The sequence below is a fragment of the Streptococcus hillyeri genome (assembly GCF_041081565.1).
Classification (GTDB): domain Bacteria; phylum Bacillota; class Bacilli; order Lactobacillales; family Streptococcaceae; genus Streptococcus; species Streptococcus hillyeri.
In genome coordinates, this window is record NZ_CP163513.1 from 1,859,501 (window position 1) to 1,876,750 (window position 17,250).

At 39.4% G+C, this 17,250-nt stretch carries 15 protein-coding genes; all 15 read right to left on the reverse strand.

Features of this window, described 5'->3' with window-relative positions; translation table 11 throughout:
• Positions 1 to 46: 46 nt before the first annotated feature.
• Positions 47 to 841, reverse strand: coding sequence for an LD-carboxypeptidase LdcB/DacB (gene ldcB, locus AB6M99_RS09190; RefSeq protein WP_121836328.1), 795 nt, complete (start codon positions 839 to 841; stop codon positions 47 to 49).
• 34 nt (positions 842 to 875) lie between these two features.
• Positions 876 to 1,529, reverse strand: a complete 654-nt coding sequence (locus tag AB6M99_RS09195) for a hypothetical protein (RefSeq protein ID WP_369350614.1) — start codon at positions 1,527 to 1,529, stop codon at positions 876 to 878.
• A 687-nt stretch (positions 1,530 to 2,216) separates the two neighbouring features.
• On the reverse strand, positions 2,217 to 3,044 hold the full coding sequence (gene nadE, locus AB6M99_RS09200; protein ID WP_121836326.1) for an ammonia-dependent NAD(+) synthetase: 828 nt from the start codon (positions 3,042 to 3,044) through the stop codon (positions 2,217 to 2,219).
• Positions 3,041 to 4,498: a nicotinate phosphoribosyltransferase gene (locus tag AB6M99_RS09205; protein ID WP_121836325.1), complete on the reverse strand. Its 1,458-nt coding sequence runs from the start codon at positions 4,496 to 4,498 to the stop codon at positions 3,041 to 3,043. Before AB6M99_RS09205 ends, nadE begins: the two co-directional genes overlap by 4 nt.
• Positions 4,499 to 5,127: 629 nt before the next feature.
• Positions 5,128 to 6,042, reverse strand: coding sequence for a thioredoxin-disulfide reductase (gene trxB, locus AB6M99_RS09210; RefSeq protein ID WP_121836324.1), 915 nt, complete (start codon positions 6,040 to 6,042; stop codon positions 5,128 to 5,130).
• Between the two features lie 198 nt (positions 6,043 to 6,240).
• Positions 6,241 to 6,465: a DUF4059 family protein gene (locus AB6M99_RS09215; RefSeq protein ID WP_121836323.1), complete on the reverse strand. Its 225-nt coding sequence runs from the start codon at positions 6,463 to 6,465 to the stop codon at positions 6,241 to 6,243.
• Positions 6,466 to 6,730: 265 nt separating this feature from the next.
• A complete protein-coding gene (locus AB6M99_RS09220) occupies positions 6,731 to 7,474 on the reverse strand; it encodes an amino acid ABC transporter ATP-binding protein (RefSeq protein ID WP_121836322.1) in 744 nt (247 codons plus the stop codon).
• Complete coding sequence (locus AB6M99_RS09225; RefSeq protein WP_121836321.1) at positions 7,474 to 8,328, reverse strand: amino acid ABC transporter permease; 855 nt, start codon at positions 8,326 to 8,328, stop codon at positions 7,474 to 7,476. The genes AB6M99_RS09220 and AB6M99_RS09225 overlap by 1 nt, the downstream gene beginning before the upstream one ends.
• 226 nt (positions 8,329 to 8,554) lie before the next feature.
• Positions 8,555 to 9,337 (reverse strand): transporter substrate-binding domain-containing protein, encoded by a 783-nt coding sequence (locus tag AB6M99_RS09230; RefSeq protein WP_369351214.1) that lies wholly within the window; start codon positions 9,335 to 9,337, stop codon positions 8,555 to 8,557.
• Between the two features lie 327 nt (positions 9,338 to 9,664).
• Positions 9,665 to 11,008, reverse strand: coding sequence for a DEAD/DEAH box helicase (locus AB6M99_RS09235; protein WP_121836000.1), 1,344 nt, complete (start codon positions 11,006 to 11,008; stop codon positions 9,665 to 9,667).
• 337 nt (positions 11,009 to 11,345) lie between these two features.
• Entirely contained in the window at positions 11,346 to 12,362 is a 1,017-nt protein-coding gene (gene mraY / locus AB6M99_RS09240; protein ID WP_121836001.1) for a phospho-N-acetylmuramoyl-pentapeptide-transferase, read from the reverse strand.
• Position 12,363: 1 nt separating this feature from the next.
• A complete protein-coding gene (gene pbp2X, locus AB6M99_RS09245; protein WP_369350619.1) occupies positions 12,364 to 14,622 on the reverse strand; it encodes a penicillin-binding protein PBP2X in 2,259 nt (752 codons plus the stop codon).
• Positions 14,623 to 14,625: 3 nt separating this feature from the next.
• Positions 14,626 to 14,949, reverse strand: a complete 324-nt coding sequence (gene ftsL / locus AB6M99_RS09250) for a cell division protein FtsL (protein ID WP_121836003.1) — start codon at positions 14,947 to 14,949, stop codon at positions 14,626 to 14,628.
• Between the two features lie 10 nt (positions 14,950 to 14,959).
• The gene (rsmH, locus tag AB6M99_RS09255; RefSeq protein ID WP_121836004.1) at positions 14,960 to 15,910 is read right to left on the reverse strand and encodes a 16S rRNA (cytosine(1402)-N(4))-methyltransferase RsmH; all 951 of its coding nucleotides are present in this window, start codon (positions 15,908 to 15,910) and stop codon (positions 14,960 to 14,962) included.
• A 91-nt stretch (positions 15,911 to 16,001) separates the two neighbouring features.
• Positions 16,002 to 17,135: an ABC transporter ATP-binding protein gene (locus tag AB6M99_RS09260; RefSeq protein WP_121836005.1), complete on the reverse strand. Its 1,134-nt coding sequence runs from the start codon at positions 17,133 to 17,135 to the stop codon at positions 16,002 to 16,004.
• Positions 17,136 to 17,250 lie beyond the last annotated feature (115 nt).

A 17,250-nucleotide genomic window follows, 5' to 3' on the forward strand; every position in this document is an offset into this window, starting at 1 on the left:
AAATCTGCAATCTTTTTATCATTTCTAAATCATTCGTAGCTTTGCTCTATTGAGCGTAATCTCCACCAGAGACACCGAAGTATTCTTCAAGCGTCAGTCCTGACTGGTAAATCTCTGCTGCTTCTTTTCCAATATAGCGCACATGCCAGCTCTCTGGCATATAGCCTGTGCTATATTCTTTTCCTGGAAGATAGCGCACAACAAATCCATACTCGTGGGCGTGCACTGCTAACCAATCAGACGCTGTTGGCTCAGTTAGAAGTTGACCATTACCATCCAACAAATCAAAAGCGAGACCTGTTTGATGCTCACTATAACCCGCACGCGCTGAATAACGGTCAGCATTCGCTTGGCCATCAGAAGCAACATAGTTGCTATAAATAGAAGCCTGTGTCTCATAGGACCTAAATCCACTATAACTATTGCTTACTGAAAAACCTTTAGCTTGCATATCCGAAATTAAGGTCTGAAAAGCAGATAGGGCTGTCGGGTCTTCACCAGGTGCATAGGATTCCGCAACTGGGTGTTTTTTATTGGCAATGATCACCTCACCATACTTTCCTTGCACGCTGTAATAGGAACCATTGAAACTGGCATCTGTCGCTTGAACTGATTTAGTCTCAGAAGTTGTTTCTGCCTCTTCACTGGCTTCACTAGCCTGCTTAGAATCTTCTTCAACCTGATCTGTCGTTTCTGACTTGGTTGCTTTTGGACGTTTTTCTGATTGAGTTACCTGACTTGTTTTAGTGGTCTTGGATGATTTAGACTTGGGATCTGATTTGCCACATGAAACCAAGAATAAGCAAGCTACCAAAATAAGATTTATTAGTTTTTTATTCATATATCTTTCCTCTACTAAGATAAAAGTTGGAGACCTACTCAAACTTCAAACTATATCTGCGATTAGGCTCAATGACCAAGCCGCATTTTCCTTCAACAATCAACTTAAACTGCGCAAGGTTAACTGGAACGGGTTGTAGTTGTTTATAGTTATACCGTTGCGCACTTTCTTTTGAGAGAAAGAGCTTGATAAATTCTTTGCCATTTTGATGGTCAATATCAAAGTTAAAGGTTGGATTACCAGCTGTTAGGATTGGCGATCCTAGGTAATAAAAGGTTCTGCTTTTCAGAGTTTCAAAGCTAACATCTCGAGACAATTTTTCCTTATAGCAAGTCCAGAGTAGTTTAAAACTATCAATAGCGTAGGCCATTTTTTCCAACTCACCACGCTCAAGCGCATAATCTCCCATGGAAAAGCCATAAAAATTAAGCTGTTGGCGATGATTTTTTAGAAGAAAATCAATCACAATACCTAGAGGAAAAGTAACGGCACGGTGTTTGAACAAGAGTATCTGTTCCTCTAAGGCTTTTTGTGAGAGACAAACCCGAATCGTCTGCCCCCAAGGAAGTCCTTCTTCATCAACCAAAACGGCAACTTCGCGGTCCAAATGTTCAAAAATATCGATTTGATCAATTGTCATCAACGGTAGATTATCAAGTTTCTCTGATTGTTTATCTGTGACCATCATTCTTCCTTACTTCAATACTTAACAAAAATCAAAAATTACTTTTTTGCTTCTTTCTAAAAAGGTGCGGACGCTCCAAAGGTCTGGGAGACCTTTGGAGGTGGGAAATAAAGCTGACGAAGTCAGTGTCCCAACCTCCTACGGAGTTTCATTGCTACTTTTTGAGCCTCTCTATCGCAGTAGATGATTGGCTGTACTTGTCGACTACTCGACAGCGTTCAACCTAATCATCCTTGCGGAGGAACTACTATGAAATTGATTCTCAATTTCTGTAGTTCTCCCAAAAAGTCCGTTCTTATCAAGCCAATTACCCTCGCTCTTTTATTTCTGAGCTTGGGCTGAGGTTGGGACATAAATATCTCAACCTTCTATTTTTAATGGTAATAACAGATTGACGCAGTGGTTGATTGGAGGTCCTAAACCCTTGCTACGCAATCGTTAGCGGCCATCCTAATCAACTGTGCGGAGGTGGGACGACGAAGTCAATTTCTTCGAAATCATGACTTCTGTCCCACTCTCACTAATAAGAATACCTCCAGGGCGAAAGAAGCCCTGGTAAATCAAGCCATTTATTGGTTCTTGATTTTACTTAAACTGCTAATTTTGATTTTGGATGAGTATAAAATCTTCTAGCGGAGTAAGCGGACAAAGCTCTTGTTCATAGCTCTGACAATAATTACTTACGACCGATTAGTTTTTCCAAAAATCATCAAAAACAGTGATTGGTAAGTGACGTTTATGCTCTGTCTTGTGCCACCAAGCTTCAATTTTCGCTTGAGCATCAGAAAAGACTTCTTTCCCCTCTAAATAATCGTCAATGTCCTGATAAGTCACTCCTAAGGCAACCTCATCAGTTAGACCTGGGCGATTTTCTTCAAGGTCTGCAATTGGAATTTTTTCATAAAGGGATTTATCAGCACCAAGCTCTGCTAGAAGTTGACGACCTTGACGCTTATTGAGGCGATAAAGCGGTAAAATATCTGCTCCGCCATCTCCAAATTTGGTAAAGAAGCCCGTAATATTTTCAGCTGCATGATCTGTTCCAATAACTGCTCCGCTATATTGCCCTGCAATCGCATACTGCGTAATCATACGCTGACGTGCTTTGATATTTCCCTTGTTAAAATCTGAAATCTCAAGACCTGCCTTTTTCAGCTCTGCTACTTGTCCGTCAACCGCTTCTTTGATATTGACCGTTAAAGCAAGATCTGGTTGGATAAAATTTAACGCTTTTTGGGCGTCAGCTTCGTCAGCTTGGACACCGTAAGGCAAGCGCACTGCGATAAATTGGTAACTCTGATCCCCAGTTTCCTCACGGAGCTCTGCCATTGCCAATTGCGCCAAGCGCCCTGCCAAACTAGAATCTTGACCACCTGAAATCCCTAGTACATAAGTCTTTAAAAAAGGGTGCTTCTTCATATAATTTTTCAGAAAATCAATGGATACTCGGATTTCCTCTTTGGGTTCAATAACAGGCTTTACGCCTAATTGTTTGATAATCGTTTCTTGTAAACTCATGACAAATCTCCATTTTTTGCTTTACGACGCATGTCATCAATAAGCTCCATCTTGTTATCCCAAACATCCTGCGCCAAATCAACAGGGTATTCTTGCGGATTAAGGACACGTTTGTATTCATCCCAAAGGGCATCCAACACATATTTCGCATAAGCTTTGATCTCTGTTAACGTCGGTAATTTATAGACTAGTTTTCCTTCTTTAAAAATGTCAATCAAAAGCGGAACGGCATCAAAATCTTTAACCGTTTTATTGATGTAAGTGTAGGTTGGATGGAACATGAAAATTTCATCTAGACTATTCACATCTGCATCCGCAAAAGTGATATAGTCCCCCTCTGACTTACCTTTTTCGCGGCTGGTAATACGCCACACTTGTTTTTTACCGGGTGTTGAGACCTTCTCAGCATTATTTGATAATTTAATGGTGTCAATCATCTTGCCATTGTCATCTTCGATAGAGACGATTTTATAGACCGCACCAAGGGCAGGTTGATCGTAGGCGGTGATGAGTTTCGTTCCGACACCCCAAACATCAATCTTAGCCTTTTGCATTTTAAGGTTGAGGATGGTATTTTCATCAAGGTCATTTGAAGCATAGATTTTGGCATCCGTAAATCCAGCTTCGTCTAATTGTTTACGCACCTGCTTAGATAAGTAAGCCATGTCTCCAGAATCCAGACGAACACCTTTGAAATTAATCTTATCTCCCAATTCCTTAGCCACACGAATCGCAGCTGGAACTCCGATTTTCAACGTATCATAAGTATCCACTAAGAAAACACAATCCTTATGACTAGTCGCGTAGGCTTTGAAGGCTTGATAATCATTGCCATAGGCTTGGACCAAAGCATGCGCATGGGTCCCTGATACTGGGATATTAAACAATTTACCTGCACGCACATTTGAAGTGGCATCAGCTCCACCGATGACAGCTGCGCGGGTTCCCCAAATCGCCGCATCCATCTCTTGTGCACGACGCGTTCCAAACTCTAAAAGAGGTTCATCTTCAATAACCGACTTAATGCGAGCGGCTTTTGTTGCAATCAAGGTTTGGAAATTAACAATATTTAAAAGAGCTGTTTCGATTAATTGGCACTGCGCAAGCGGCCCTTCGATTTGTACGATGGGTTCATTGGCAAAAACCAAGTCACCTTCACGAGCAGATTTAACGGAAAGTTCTAATTTTAATTCTTTCAGATAAGTCAAAAAATTCTCTGGATAGCCCTGTTCACGAAGATAAGCCAAGTCAGATTCTGTAAATCTTAAATTTTCTAAATAACGGACAATTCTCTCCAAACCTGCAAAAACAGCGAAGCCATTTGCAAAAGGTAGCTTACGAAAATAAACTTCAAAAACAGCGTGCTTATTATGAATTCCTTGGTCAAAATAGACCTGCATCATATTAATCTGGTAAAGGTCTGTATGTAATGTTAAGCTATCATCTTGGTACATGATATACCTCCTACTATTAAACAAAAAGGAAAACTCTCTATCCTTAGATAAGTTCCTTTCAATATCATAAAAACTGAGATTATACTTAACAAAAATCAAAAATTACTTTCTTATTTCTTTCTTAAAAGTGCGGACGCTCCAAAGGTCTGGGAGACCTTTGGAGGTGGGAAATAAAGCTGAAGAAGTCAGCGTCAAACCCTCCTACGGAGTTTCATTGCTACTTTTTGAGCCTCTTTTCGCAGTGGATGATTGGCTGTACTTGTCGACTACTAGACAGCGTCCAACCTAATCATCCTTGCGGGGGAACTACTACGAAATTGACTTTCAATTTCTGTAGTTCTCTCAAAAATCCGTTCTTATAAAGCCAATTCCCATCGCTCTTTTATTTCTGAGCTTGGGCTAAAACTGTCCACTGGACAGCTTCACTAATAAGAATACCACCATGGCGAAAGAGACTCTGGTAAATCAAGCCTTTTATTGGTTCTTGATTTTACTTAAACTGCTAATTTTGATTTTGGTTGAGTATTAAACCTCACTTTTATTCTTGTGACTATTATAACATAAACTAGGGATTAGTAAGGTTTTAAGATTTTAGACAAGTTAAAAGCACCTCAGTAAGGTGCTCAAATTTAATCATTGTCGACAATATATTGGTAGGCTTGTTGTCCTGCCATCGCGCCATCACCAACAGCGGTTGTGATTTGGCGAAGGTCTTTTTGGCGGACATCTCCAATGGCAAAAATTCCTTTTCGAGAAGTCTTCATATGGTCATCGGTTGGAATCCAACCATTTTCATCTGTGATGCCCAGCTCTTTCACAAAATCAGAAACAGGGTCAAGACCAACATAGACAAAGACACCACCAAATTCATGATTGGTTACTTCACCGGTTTTGACATTTTCAATATCAACACTGCGAACCTTGATAGCGTCACCCTTGATTTCTTTGACAATGCTATCCCAGATAAATGAAATCTTTTCATTAGCAAAGGCACGGTCTTGTAATACTTTTTGGGCACGGAGTTCATCACGACGGTGAACGATTGTTACACTTGAAGCAAAGCGTGTTAGGAAAAGGGCTTCTTCAACCGCAGAGTCTCCGCCACCGACAACCAGAAGATCTTGATTACGGAAAAAAGCACCGTCACAAACTGCACAGTAAGAAACCCCACGGCTATTAAACTCAGCCTCACCAGGTACACCAATATGGCGATGTTTAGCCCCTGTAGCTATAATCACTGTCTTCGTTTGATACTCTTCATCATCCGTTTTGACAATTTTATAGTCACCTTTATCTTCAATACCAGTCACAATCCCATAAAGATTTTCCACACCAAGTTTTTCCAAGGGTTCAAACATTTTCATTGATAATTCTGGACCAGAAATCAATTCAAAGCCTGGGTAATTTTCAATATCAGATGTATTGTTCATCTGACCACCTGGAGCTCCTTGTTCTAAAGTGGCTACTTTAAGATTTGAACGGGCGGCATAAAGCGCTGCAGTCATTCCTGCAGGGCCAGCACCAATAATAATTGTATCGTACATATTAGATACCTAAAGCGTTAAGAAGAAAATAGTGATCGTGCAGTTGTCCCACACATTAAAAGGTATTTCCCAAAACTTGAAGTTCTCACTATAGCTAACCTCAAGTCAATTCACAAACGCCATTCCTTTCATTTTATATCAGTAAAAATTACAAAAATGGGATAATAACTTCCCATCCTTAATACGTCATTTTATGACCTATGCCATAAATATAACCATAATGGCCATAAAAGCAAAAGATAAAATAGGAGTTGTCACTAGAAAAATAAGAAACGCCTCATATAAGAGAGCCTGTCTTTCTTTTTTGGTCTTATCCAGACGACGAGCCACACGATAAATTAACCAAGCCAGTAAGCAAAATAAGACCACAACGGCTGACATAGCTAATCCTAGAAGATAAAAACGGTAAATTGTTGCAAGCATAATTTAAACTATCACAAACATAGATTGGATATCATTGTACCAAAAGCAATAAGGTTCTCTTGAACACTTAAAACCAGCCATAAACCTCCAAATCCATATCCAGCATAGCCAGTAAAAGACTACGCTGTCCTTTCCAGAATTTTTTAAACAACTGAGCTGGGACTTGACTTTAAAGTTTTCATCTTTATCAGTCAATCTCTGCATTGTCATAAACGATTAGTAAAAACAAGTCTGAGATACTTTTCCTCAGACTTATTTCATTATATCAAATTGTTCCGCGTTTGTAATTGGCAAAGAATTCTTTGGTACGTTCTTCCTTAGGATGATTAAAAATCTCATCAGGGGTTCCTTCTTCGAGGATTTTTCCTTTTTCAAGGAAGAGCACACGATCTGCCACTTCATAAACAAAAGCCATATCATGACTAACCAGAACCATGGTTTGACCATTCTTAGCTGCTACTTCAATTGCTTTTTCCACTTCACCGACAAGCTCTGGGTCAAGGGCTGATGTAGGCTCATCAAGTAGCAATACATCTGGCTTCATTGCAAGAGCACGCGCCAAGGCTACGCGCTGCTTTTGTCCACCAGAAAGGTGACGAGGATAGTGGTTTTCACGGTCAGAAAGTCCAACCTTGGCCAATTCTTCTTTGGCAATAGCTGTCGCTTCTGCATCAGATAATTTTTTAACAATTTTTAACCCCTCTTTGACATTATCAAGGGCTGTGCGACGCTCAAATAGGTTAAACTGCTGAAACACCATCGCCAATTTACGGCGAAGTGTTAACACATCTTCTTTTTTGATGTTGGTAAAATCAACCTTAAAATCATCAATGGCAAGACTACCATAATCTGCCTGTTCCAAATAATTCATCGAACGCAAAAAGGTTGATTTTCCCGCACCAGAGGCACCAACTAAGGCGATAACCTCTCCTTTTTGAATAGTCAAATTAAGGTTATCTAAAACCTTTTGACCTGAAAACTCTTTACTGAGATTTGAAATGGTAATCATTAACGGTCACCCCCTACTTCAACGATTTGACTTTCTGGATTTTTGATAGCAAGCGCATTTTCAACACCGCGCCCTGCATTTTCAATCAAGAAAGAAATTCCCCAATAAATCATAGAAACAGCTACATAACGCTCAAAGTAACGGTAGTCGTTTCCTGAGATAATTTGCGCTTGATAGAACATTTCTGTAATCCCAGCATTAAAGGCGAGAGATGTCCCTTTCGTCAATCCAATCAATGAGTTAATCAAGGTTGGTGTGGCAATAACAGCTGCATTTGGGATAATCACACGACGATAAACTTGAGTTTCTGTCATACCAAGACTACGCGCCGCTTCAATTTCACCCGCATTAACAGACTGGATAGCCGCACGGATGGTCTCACTGGCATAAGCCGCTTCATTAAAGGCAAATGCTGTCACAACAAAGACCGCAGCAGGAACATTATCAACATTCCAATCAAGTCCATAAGTCAAATTAATCTTACGAAGCAACATTGGAATACCATAGTAACTCAACAAGAGTTGTACCAAAATCGGTGTTCCTCGTAAGAAACTCACAAAGAGCGCTTGAATACGATAAAGCACTGGCACACGTCTGATCTTTACAATCGCAAAAATAAGTCCCAAAATAAGACCAAACAGTGCTCCGAGTAGGGTTAAGCCAATAGTTGTTGGCAATTTCCCTAAAATTTGTGGAACAGCATCAAAAACTGCCCTAGGTGAAAAAATTTTCCCCGTTGGAATGCTTTGTGTCCATCCTTTATAAGGTTCTTCAAAAACCTTGGCAGCAATAACAAGCAACAATAATCCTAGAAGCCATGTCAGCCCCTTACGATGTTTTTTTAACCAAGTCATTTCTTTTCCTCTTTCTCTCCAATATCTTGATAATTCCTTTTTACGATGAGCTACAGACCAAAATAGCCCTAAAATCGAACATTATCAAATATCTTCCTATTATTCTAACATCTCACTACTTAGGTGTAAATCACAAGACTTCCAAACTGTGATAGCTCTTTTCTATCAAGGTGATAGGATTTAACTATAAAAAGCCGGAAAATCCGACTTTCATCAAAACATAACACTATTCTTCAATCGAACTCACGTAATCCCCACCAAAATACTCTTGGCTAATTTTAACTAGAGTCCCATCCTCTTTTAAAGCTTTTAGACGCTTGTTGACAAATGCTTGCAGCTCCTTACCTTCTTTCGTATCCGCAAAAAGAAGGTATTCTAAGCCATCTGTCTCACCACCAATTTGGTCAGTCACCTTGGTAACCGCTAAATCATAACCTTGGTCCTCAACAATAAAGCTCGCTGATATGGCATCATAAAGAATAAAATCAATTTTACCTGTTTCGATATGTAAAATACGGGTTGATAATCCTGTTGAGCTAGCTGCATATTGAATCTCAATTGGTGCCTTATCCTTATTTGCCTCATTCCAATTTTCAAGAACCTGCGCATAGTTTGAGCCAGGGAGAACCTCTGTTGTTTTGCCAGAGAGATCATCTAAACTGTCATATTCCGTTCCGTTGGCTGAAACAATTGCATAGTTTGATTTTGAAATCGGATCAGAGAAAAGATACTTTTCAGCTCGCTGCTCATTGTAATTAAAATCATTTGCAGCAATCTGATAACGGTCAGCATCAATACCAGCTAGAATCGAATCAAAGGCTGTTGTCACAAATGTGACATCGTACTCCTTGGAATCTTTAAAGATTGCTTTGACAACATCAATGTCATAACCTTTAAAGTCATCATTCTCCTTATAAGTGAAGGGCGCTGTGTCAGAATCCGTAGCTACCGTTAAGGTCACTTTAGACTTTTCAGACGACTCTTTTGAAGTCTGAGCACATCCTGCGATAATACCTACCGTAATGCTAACTAGAGCAAGGGACCAAAATAATTTTTTCACAATACAACCTCTTTTCATCATCTCTTAACCACTCTAAAATCCTATCAAAATCAGTAATTCGGAGAATTCTGCTTCTCCTAAATCAGAATAACCTTGTCACCTTATCATGCCCTTCAAGCAAGGACACTTCAAAAATAATTCATTTAGACGGTATATTTACAATAACACAGAAAAGATAGCTTGCCTAATACCTCTTATCTATCACCGCTATAAAGAATTTATATCAGGTTACAAAAAAAGAGAGGATGAGACATTTTAGGTCCCACTCTCCCTTTCTTAAAATGTTTGTTTTTTTGCCTTACGTTCAGCACGTCCTTTAGCTCTAGCCTCTGCACGGCGTTCTTTCTTACGTTTTTCGTCAACTTTCCACTGAATTTTCTTCTTGTAACCTGGTTTTACTTTTTTCTTTTTCTTCTTCACTAGACCAATCATCTCAGTGTCAAGTTTTTTATAGACTTTTTCACGATTGGCACGACGGTCACGATCGTAAGTATCTTGGAATTCTCCATCTTTTAAAACTTTTGGGACAAAGGCAATGCCCAATTTCTCAAGTTCTTTAATATCAGAATCATCACTTGGCTGATAGAGTGTAATCGCTGTGCCTGATAGACCATTTCGACCTGTACGTCCAACACGGTGCACAAAGAATGATAAATCTTGAGGAATGGCATCATTGATAACATGGCTAACACCCTCAATATCAATACCACGTGCCGCTAAGTCAGTTGCTACAATATACTCATAATCCAAGTTTTTAACCTGATTCATGATACGCTTACGCTCACGAGGCGGCACACCTCCATGAATTTTAGCAACTTTCAAACCATTGGAGACCAGATAACTATGCAAGTCATCCGCACGTTCCTTAGTGTTAACGAAAATCATCGCCAAATATGGATTCAAAACTTTAGCAAATTCTAAAATCTGAGCATTCTTATCACGACCTTTTGTAGAGATCAACCAGTTATCAATTGTATCTGCAATAACTGTCGATGTTTTGATTTTCTCCATGACAGGATTCGTCAGATATTTTTTCAAAAACGGCTGAAGCTTCTGAGGAATAGTTGCAGAAAAGACTAAGATTTGCACTTGTTTAGGTAGCGCACTTGCAATCTTATCAACAGTATCCAAAAAGCCCATATCCATCGTCATGTCTGCTTCATCAACAACAAATGTATGCGCCTTATGAATCGCCAAATCACCTGACTTAACCAAATCATAAATGCGCCCTGGCGTACCGATAACAATATGCGGTTGTGCAACCTTCAACTTCTCAATCTGACGAAGCTTATCTGTCCCACCAACATAATTAACCACTCGAATCTCTGTCTCAGAATGATCCGCAATCTGCTTTGTCGCTTGATAAATCTGAGTAGCAAGCTCACGCGATGGTGCTGTGATAACCACCTGAACATCTTTTCCATTTTCATCAATTTTTTCAAAAATCGGTAACAAGAATGTATGTGTTTTACCTGATCCTGTTTTAGATTCTCCGACAAGGTCGCGACCAGAGCGTACCACCGGAATTAATTTCTGCTGTACCGGAGTGGGATTAATAAACTTAATCTCCTCCAAAGCATCTTGAATATAGTTTTTAAAATTAAAATCTTTAAATGACATGTGTAAGATATTGAAGCAATAGTCTCATTTCACTAAAACCCTAAACAGCATAACTTGATGTTAAAAAATCGCTCTAACCTCTCAGCAATGAACTTTCTAACACCTTCTCAATTGGTGCTGCCAGATTTCCTGTAAAAATTTTGCCCCTGTTCAGTTCTAAACAAAATCAACTGAACATCCCTTTCTCTATGATAGCTTTACTATTATACCAAAAAATACTCAAAAAAGCTCTGGTTAGTTTCTTCGTTCACGACATTCGGATGATGATTATTATTCTCATTTACTCAGTCAATCAAGTTCAAACAAAAAACCAGCTTTCGCTGGCTGAATTTTACAATCAGAGGTAAAGAAGCGCTAGCGTGATCAGACTAGCAATTGTTCCTACCGCCCATAGGAAAGCATCAACCTTCCATTCACTCCATTGCTCTGCTTTTCCAGAAAGCCCACCTAACTCCAAATGATGGTGGAAAGGTGTCATACGGAAAATGCGACGTCCTTCACCATATTTTTTCTTAGTGTATTTGAAGTAAGTGACCTGAAGCATCACGGAACTTGTCTCAAAAACATAGACAATTCCAATAAAGAGCAAGGTCCATTCTTGGTGAAGGGTAATTGAGAGTGTGGCAAGCATAGCTCCAAGAGCAAGTGACCCCACGTCACCCATGAACACTTTAGCTGGTTTTTTATTAAAGACAAAAAAGCCAAGTAAGGCACCAATCATGGTAACAATAACTAAGAAAATATCTAATTGCCCTTGTGCGTAAGCGATAACCGCATAAGCAAACAGGCTAATCACCACTGAAATGGAAGCTAGGCCATCAATACCATCTGTTAAGTTGACAGCGTTTGAAAAACCTACAATCCAAAATAGAACAAAGGCCAAATAGAAAACTCCTAAATGAAGTTGGTAGCCAAAAACATTTAAGCTATCATGACCACTTGAATGGACATGAAGAAAATAAAACAAGATACCACCGATGATTTGCGCCGCCATTTTCTGCTTTGAAGTCAGTCCTTCATTAATCTGTTTGAAAATTTTCAAGAAATCATCAAGAAATCCAATGGTACCATAAATGGCTAAAACAGCTAAAATACCTGCAACAGCTGTCCATGACATCGAATCAGCCTTTACCATACTAGCAATCATAAAAAAGACCGAACTGACTACAATCGCTACAACAAGAAATACAGTCCCCCCCATGGTCGGAGTCCCTGCTTTGGCAAGATGTTGTTTCACATCTTCGTGCATTTGTTGTCCACCAATTTTTTTGATTTGAAAAAATCGAATAAAATGTGGCATGGCTATGATGGTTACCCCAAAGGCTACCAGACCCGCTATAATACTTAATAACATCTTAATCTCCCAATGTAATCGTAATTTTATCTATCTTAGAAATGTCTTTTCCGGTGTCAATACTCTGCTTAACAACCGTTCTTCCTGAGCCTTTATAAGTGACATCTATCCCTTGCCATTCAGCAAAAATATCCATGTTTTTCTTGGTCCAACCATACATATCAGGTACCGTTTTTAGAGAATCTGTCAATAGAAGAACTTGGGCATTTGAAGCTAATTTCTGTCCTTTATCAACAGACGCTTTGGTTATCGTTTCACCATTTCCAACAATAACAGGTTGAACAATATTTCGTCTGAGAATATCAGCTGTATCTCCTGATGGTTTCCCAATAACATCAGGCATTTTATAAGCTGTTGTCTTTTCACTAATCGGTGTGATTGGCTGGGTTAATTCTTTTTCCATCAACAGAGCTTCTTCCAAGATAGGATTAAAAATATCACGGTATTCTAATCCTGTCCAAACTTTTGGTTGCTGAATAGTAACATACATCATAAAGGTCGGATCATCTGATGGAATCATTGCAATGACAGAGTTGATTGTGTCATTTGACCCTTGAAGATAGCCACCACCTTCTTCTGCTGAGGCTGCAATCTGAGCTGTACCTGATTTTACAGCAATACTCTCATTACCAACCTGGATAACTGGACTCCCCAGTGTTTTTGAGTAGAGTGTCCCCCATATTGGATCCGTACCAACCGTCACCATGTACTGACGCGTTTCAGTAGCAGCCTCCGATGAAATAGGATTCCCAATAATTTCTGGTCCAACCGTACGACTAGATTCCGTGTTCGGATCATAAATTTGCCCAATAAAATGAGGTTCTAGCATAACACCATTATTACTAATTGATGTGAAAGCGCGCAACATTTGAATTTGGGTCACATTAATCCCCTGACCAAATGCAGACTGAGCAATGGTTACAAGGTTATCTTCTGGAAGATTACCGACCTCTTCATCACTCATTCCAAAACGCGTACGCGTACCGAAACGGAATTTTGATAAGTAATTCATCCACTTATCTATTCCAATCCCTTGTTGTAAATGCAGGATACCAACGTTACTTGAATAAGCAAAACCTTGAGACAACGTTAAATAGTTTCCACTAGATAAGCCCATATTGACATCCCAGTCCCTGATAACAGCGTCTGCAAGCTCATACTTATCACTATAGTAAGTTTGATTTGGGTTAAATGTTCCATTATCAATTGAAGAAGCCAATGTGAAAACCTTCATTGTAGAACCCGGCTCATAATTCCCTTGATAAAGCAAACTATTCCAGGTTCCTATTTTTTCCCCATCTAAGCCTTCAAGGGTATCTGCGTTGTAAGTCGGACGTTGGCTTGTCGCTAAAATCTCTCCTGTTTTAGCATTTACCAAAGTAGCACTAATGAATTTTGCAACCGTTTTTTCTGCCAAAAGATCCAACTGCGTCTCTAAGGCAACCTGCAAGGGTTGTGACAAGGTTGTATAGATATCCTTACCATTGATCGCTGCTTTCACTGGAGTTGAAGACCCTAACAGAACATTACCATTTTTATCTTTTTGATAACTAATAATTCCATCAGTTCCAGATAAAGCTTCATTAAGAGCATATTCCATTCCTGTTGTACCTGTGAATGATTTGCTTCCTGTTTTTTCGTCTTCCATCAACTGAGCTAGTCCTATAAAATGCGATGCAAAGGTCCCATTAGGATACATACGTCCTGGATTGGTATAAAAATCAATTCCTTTAATACCAGCTTTATCAACTGCTTCTGCTACAGCAGACATAGTACTGTAATTTAAATTATTCCCTTGTACGCCAAAGGCAGTCTGAGATAGATTATCTTGCTCTAATTGTTTGATAACATAATCTTTTTTCATGCCTAAATGCTCATGAAAGATATCTGCTACCTTTTTAAATTGAGACTTCTTGACATAAAGTTTATTCCCATAAACGTCAACATAAGAAGTATCCATTACCGCATAGACTGAGTAAGTTGTCGAGTCTTCTGCGATAACATTTCCATGACGGTCATAAATGGTGCCCCGCTTAGCCTGCTGCCTAACTTGTAATTGATAAACCTGCTCCGCCCCTTCTGACAAATCCGTTCCAAATTTACTATCAGTACCGATGATAACAGCAAAGTTAATCAGAAACACGAAAAAGACGAATATGCTCAAAATCATGAGATTCTGACCTACTCGTTTTCGATTGCTCGCAGGAGTTTTTCTATCTTTAACAACATAATTCAAAAAGAATTGTATTAACTTTTTCATAACTTACTCAACCTTTTGAATGTTTTCTGATCTGGGTACTAAACCAGCTTCTTCTGCTACTTTTATAATGCGCTCACGTTGTAACAATTCATTGACTTCTTGTTTGGCGTTATTATACTCCGTCTGTTTCAGATTCAACTCCCCATTCAACTCTGAAATCGTTTGTTGGAGCTGGAGATTACGACTTTGTATATAGATGAGACTAATCGCCATTACAATAGCTGTCAAAATAATTGTCCCATAAAACGCCTTCTCCAGTCTTGTAAATTGGCGAATACGTCTTTGAACAACCTGACTAAGCGCTTCTTGTCTCTTGTCTTCTGGCATAATATTGTCCTTAATTATGTATTTTTCGAGCAACTCGAAGTTTTGCGGAATGAGCGCGGTTATTAACTGCCAATTCCTCATCACTTGGTAAAATCGGCTTACGAGACACCAATTCAAACTTTGGTTTAAGGTCATCTGGAATAAATGGCAAGCCTTTCGGAACATCCACTGTAGACGCTTCTTTGAACAATTGTTTGGTCAAACGATCTTCCAAAGAATGGAACGTAATAACAGAGATATGCCCATCTACTGCAAGTAACTCCATCGCTTGTTGAATGGATTCATCTGCGGCACCAAGCTCATCATTAACTTCAATACGAATGGCTTGGAAAATTTGTTTTGCGGGATGTCCTTTTTTCTTAAGTTCCTTCGCTGGCTTAGCTGACTTAATGAGTTCAGCCAATTCAGTCGTTGTTTCAATCGGTTTAATTTCCCTAGCTTGCTCAATCTTACGAGCAATCTGTTTTGAAAATTTATCTTCACCGTATTTGAAAAAGATACGCACTAAATCTTGGTAAGGATAGCTATTAACCACCTCATAAGCCGTCAAACTAGCTTCTTGATTCATTCTCATATCAAGCGGAGCATCTTTTTTATAAGAAAAACCACGTTCACGCTCATCAAGCTGAGGACTAGAAACCCCTAAGTCATAAAGAATCCCATCTATAGAATAGACTCCATGCTGGGCTAGGTTCATTTTTAGATTTCTAAAATTATCCTTAATAAAGGTAACCATACCGCGATCGATATAGTCTTTTAACTTGATTTGAGCATTGTCAATAGCCTTTTGGTCTTGATCAAAGCAATAAAGATGCCCCTTATCACTTAATTTAGAAAGGAGACAAGAAGAATGTCCCGCTCCCCCAAGTGTCGCGTCAACATAAATACCATCCGATTTAACGTCAAGCATATCAACGGTTTCGTGTAAAAGTACGGTCACATGATGAAATTCTTTAGTCATAACTTTTATTATAGCATAAAGCAGAAGCATCTGTCTAAAATTTGAAAAGCACAAAAACCCGCAGACTCTGCGGGTTGGATTTAGGAGTAGCTTATTTAATACGTTTTTCAGTCTCAACGTCAAAAAAATGACCTTTAGCAACATTGAATGTCAAGTCTACTTTCTCGCCTGGATTGTGGAAGTCACGCGCATCAACACGTGAGGCAAATTCAGTTGATCCAACTTTAACGTAAAGCATGGTTTCACTTCCGAGAAGCTCTGATACCATCACTTCCGCTTTAACTGTCGCGTTTGGATAAGTATCTTGAACGATTGGGTTTCCAGAAATATCTTCTGGACGGATACCAAAGATAACTTTTTTACCTTTGTAGCCAGCTGCTTCAAGCTTCTTAGCTTGTCCTTCTGGAAGAGCAAGTTCGATACCATCTTCACTGCGAAGCACACCATTGTCAAACGTTACGGTAAAGAAGTTCATCGCTGGGCTTCCGATAAATCCTGCTACAAACTTGTTAGCTGGTTCGTTGTAAAGTTCTTGTGGTGTACCGATTTGTTCAACGCGACCAATGGTTCCTGAACCTTCTGGGTTTTTCGTTGAACTCATGATAACGATACGGTCAGCAAGCGTCATCGCTTCTGTTTGGTCGTGGGTAACATAGATGGTAGTTGCACCAATACGACGGTGAATTTTGGCAATTTCAGCACGCATTGAGACACGGAGTTTGGCATCCAAGTTTGACAATGGTTCGTCCATCAAGAACACTTTGGCATCGCGGACAATAGCACGTCCCATGGCAACACGTTGACGTTGACCACCAGAAAGATCCGCTGGTTTACGTGTCAAGAATTCAGTCAATCCAAGAATTTCAGCCGCTTCACGCACACGTTTATCAATATCATCTTTACTATATTTACGCAATTTAAGACCAAAAGCCATATTATCGTAAACAGTCATATGCGGATAAAGGGCATAGTTTTGGAAAACCATGGCAATGTCACGGTCTTTAGGTGCTTCGTCATTCATGAGTTTGTCATCAATGTAAAATTCACCTTCTGTGATATCTTCGAGACCTGCAATCATACGAAGGGTTGTTGATTTACCACAACCTGAAGGACCTACGAAAACGATGAATTCTTTGTCTTTAATATCAAGGTTGAAGTTTTCAACAGAGTAGTGAGTGCTTTTTGGGTATTTTTTGTAAATATTGTTAAGTTTAAGAGTTGTCATACATCTTACTTCCTTGTTTTTATTGTTGAAATAAGTATATCAAAAGCGCTTTCACACTGCTATGGACACCTTAACTAGATTTTTGGGCAAGTTGCACAAAAATAAAAACGTTTTC

Bases quoted from the DNA above. Each gene is read 5' to 3' on its own strand.
- nadE (WP_121836326.1), bottom strand. From the start codon at position 3,044: ATGAGTTTACAAGAAACGATTATCAAACAATTAGGCGTAAAGCCTGTT.
- ftsL (WP_121836003.1), bottom strand. From the start codon at position 14,949: ATGCCAGAAGACAAGAGACAAGAAGCGCTTAGTCAGGTTGTTCAAAGA.
- AB6M99_RS09215 (WP_121836323.1), bottom strand. From the start codon at position 6,465: ATGCTTGCAACAATTTACCGTTTTTATCTTCTAGGATTAGCTATGTCA.
- AB6M99_RS09205 (WP_121836325.1), bottom strand. From the start codon at position 4,498: ATGTACCAAGATGATAGCTTAACATTACATACAGACCTTTACCAGATT.
- AB6M99_RS09225 (WP_121836321.1), bottom strand. From the start codon at position 8,328: ATGACTTGGTTAAAAAAACATCGTAAGGGGCTGACATGGCTTCTAGGA.
- rsmH (WP_121836004.1), bottom strand. From the start codon at position 15,910: ATGACTAAAGAATTTCATCATGTGACCGTACTTTTACACGAAACCGTT.
- pbp2X (WP_369350619.1), bottom strand. From the start codon at position 14,622: ATGAAAAAGTTAATACAATTCTTTTTGAATTATGTTGTTAAAGATAGA.
- AB6M99_RS09220 (WP_121836322.1), bottom strand. From the start codon at position 7,474: ATGATTACCATTTCAAATCTCAGTAAAGAGTTTTCAGGTCAAAAGGTT.
- trxB (WP_121836324.1), bottom strand. From the start codon at position 6,042: ATGTACGATACAATTATTATTGGTGCTGGCCCTGCAGGAATGACTGCA.
- mraY (WP_121836001.1), bottom strand. From the start codon at position 12,362: ATGTTATTAAGTATTATAGCGGGTCTGGTAGCCTTTGGGGTAACCATC.
- AB6M99_RS09235 (WP_121836000.1), bottom strand. From the start codon at position 11,008: ATGTCATTTAAAGATTTTAATTTTAAAAACTATATTCAAGATGCTTTG.
- AB6M99_RS09260 (WP_121836005.1), bottom strand. From the start codon at position 17,135: ATGACAACTCTTAAACTTAACAATATTTACAAAAAATACCCAAAAAGC.
- AB6M99_RS09195 (WP_369350614.1), bottom strand. From the start codon at position 1,529: ATGATGGTCACAGATAAACAATCAGAGAAACTTGATAATCTACCGTTG.
- ldcB (WP_121836328.1), bottom strand. From the start codon at position 841: ATGAATAAAAAACTAATAAATCTTATTTTGGTAGCTTGCTTATTCTTG.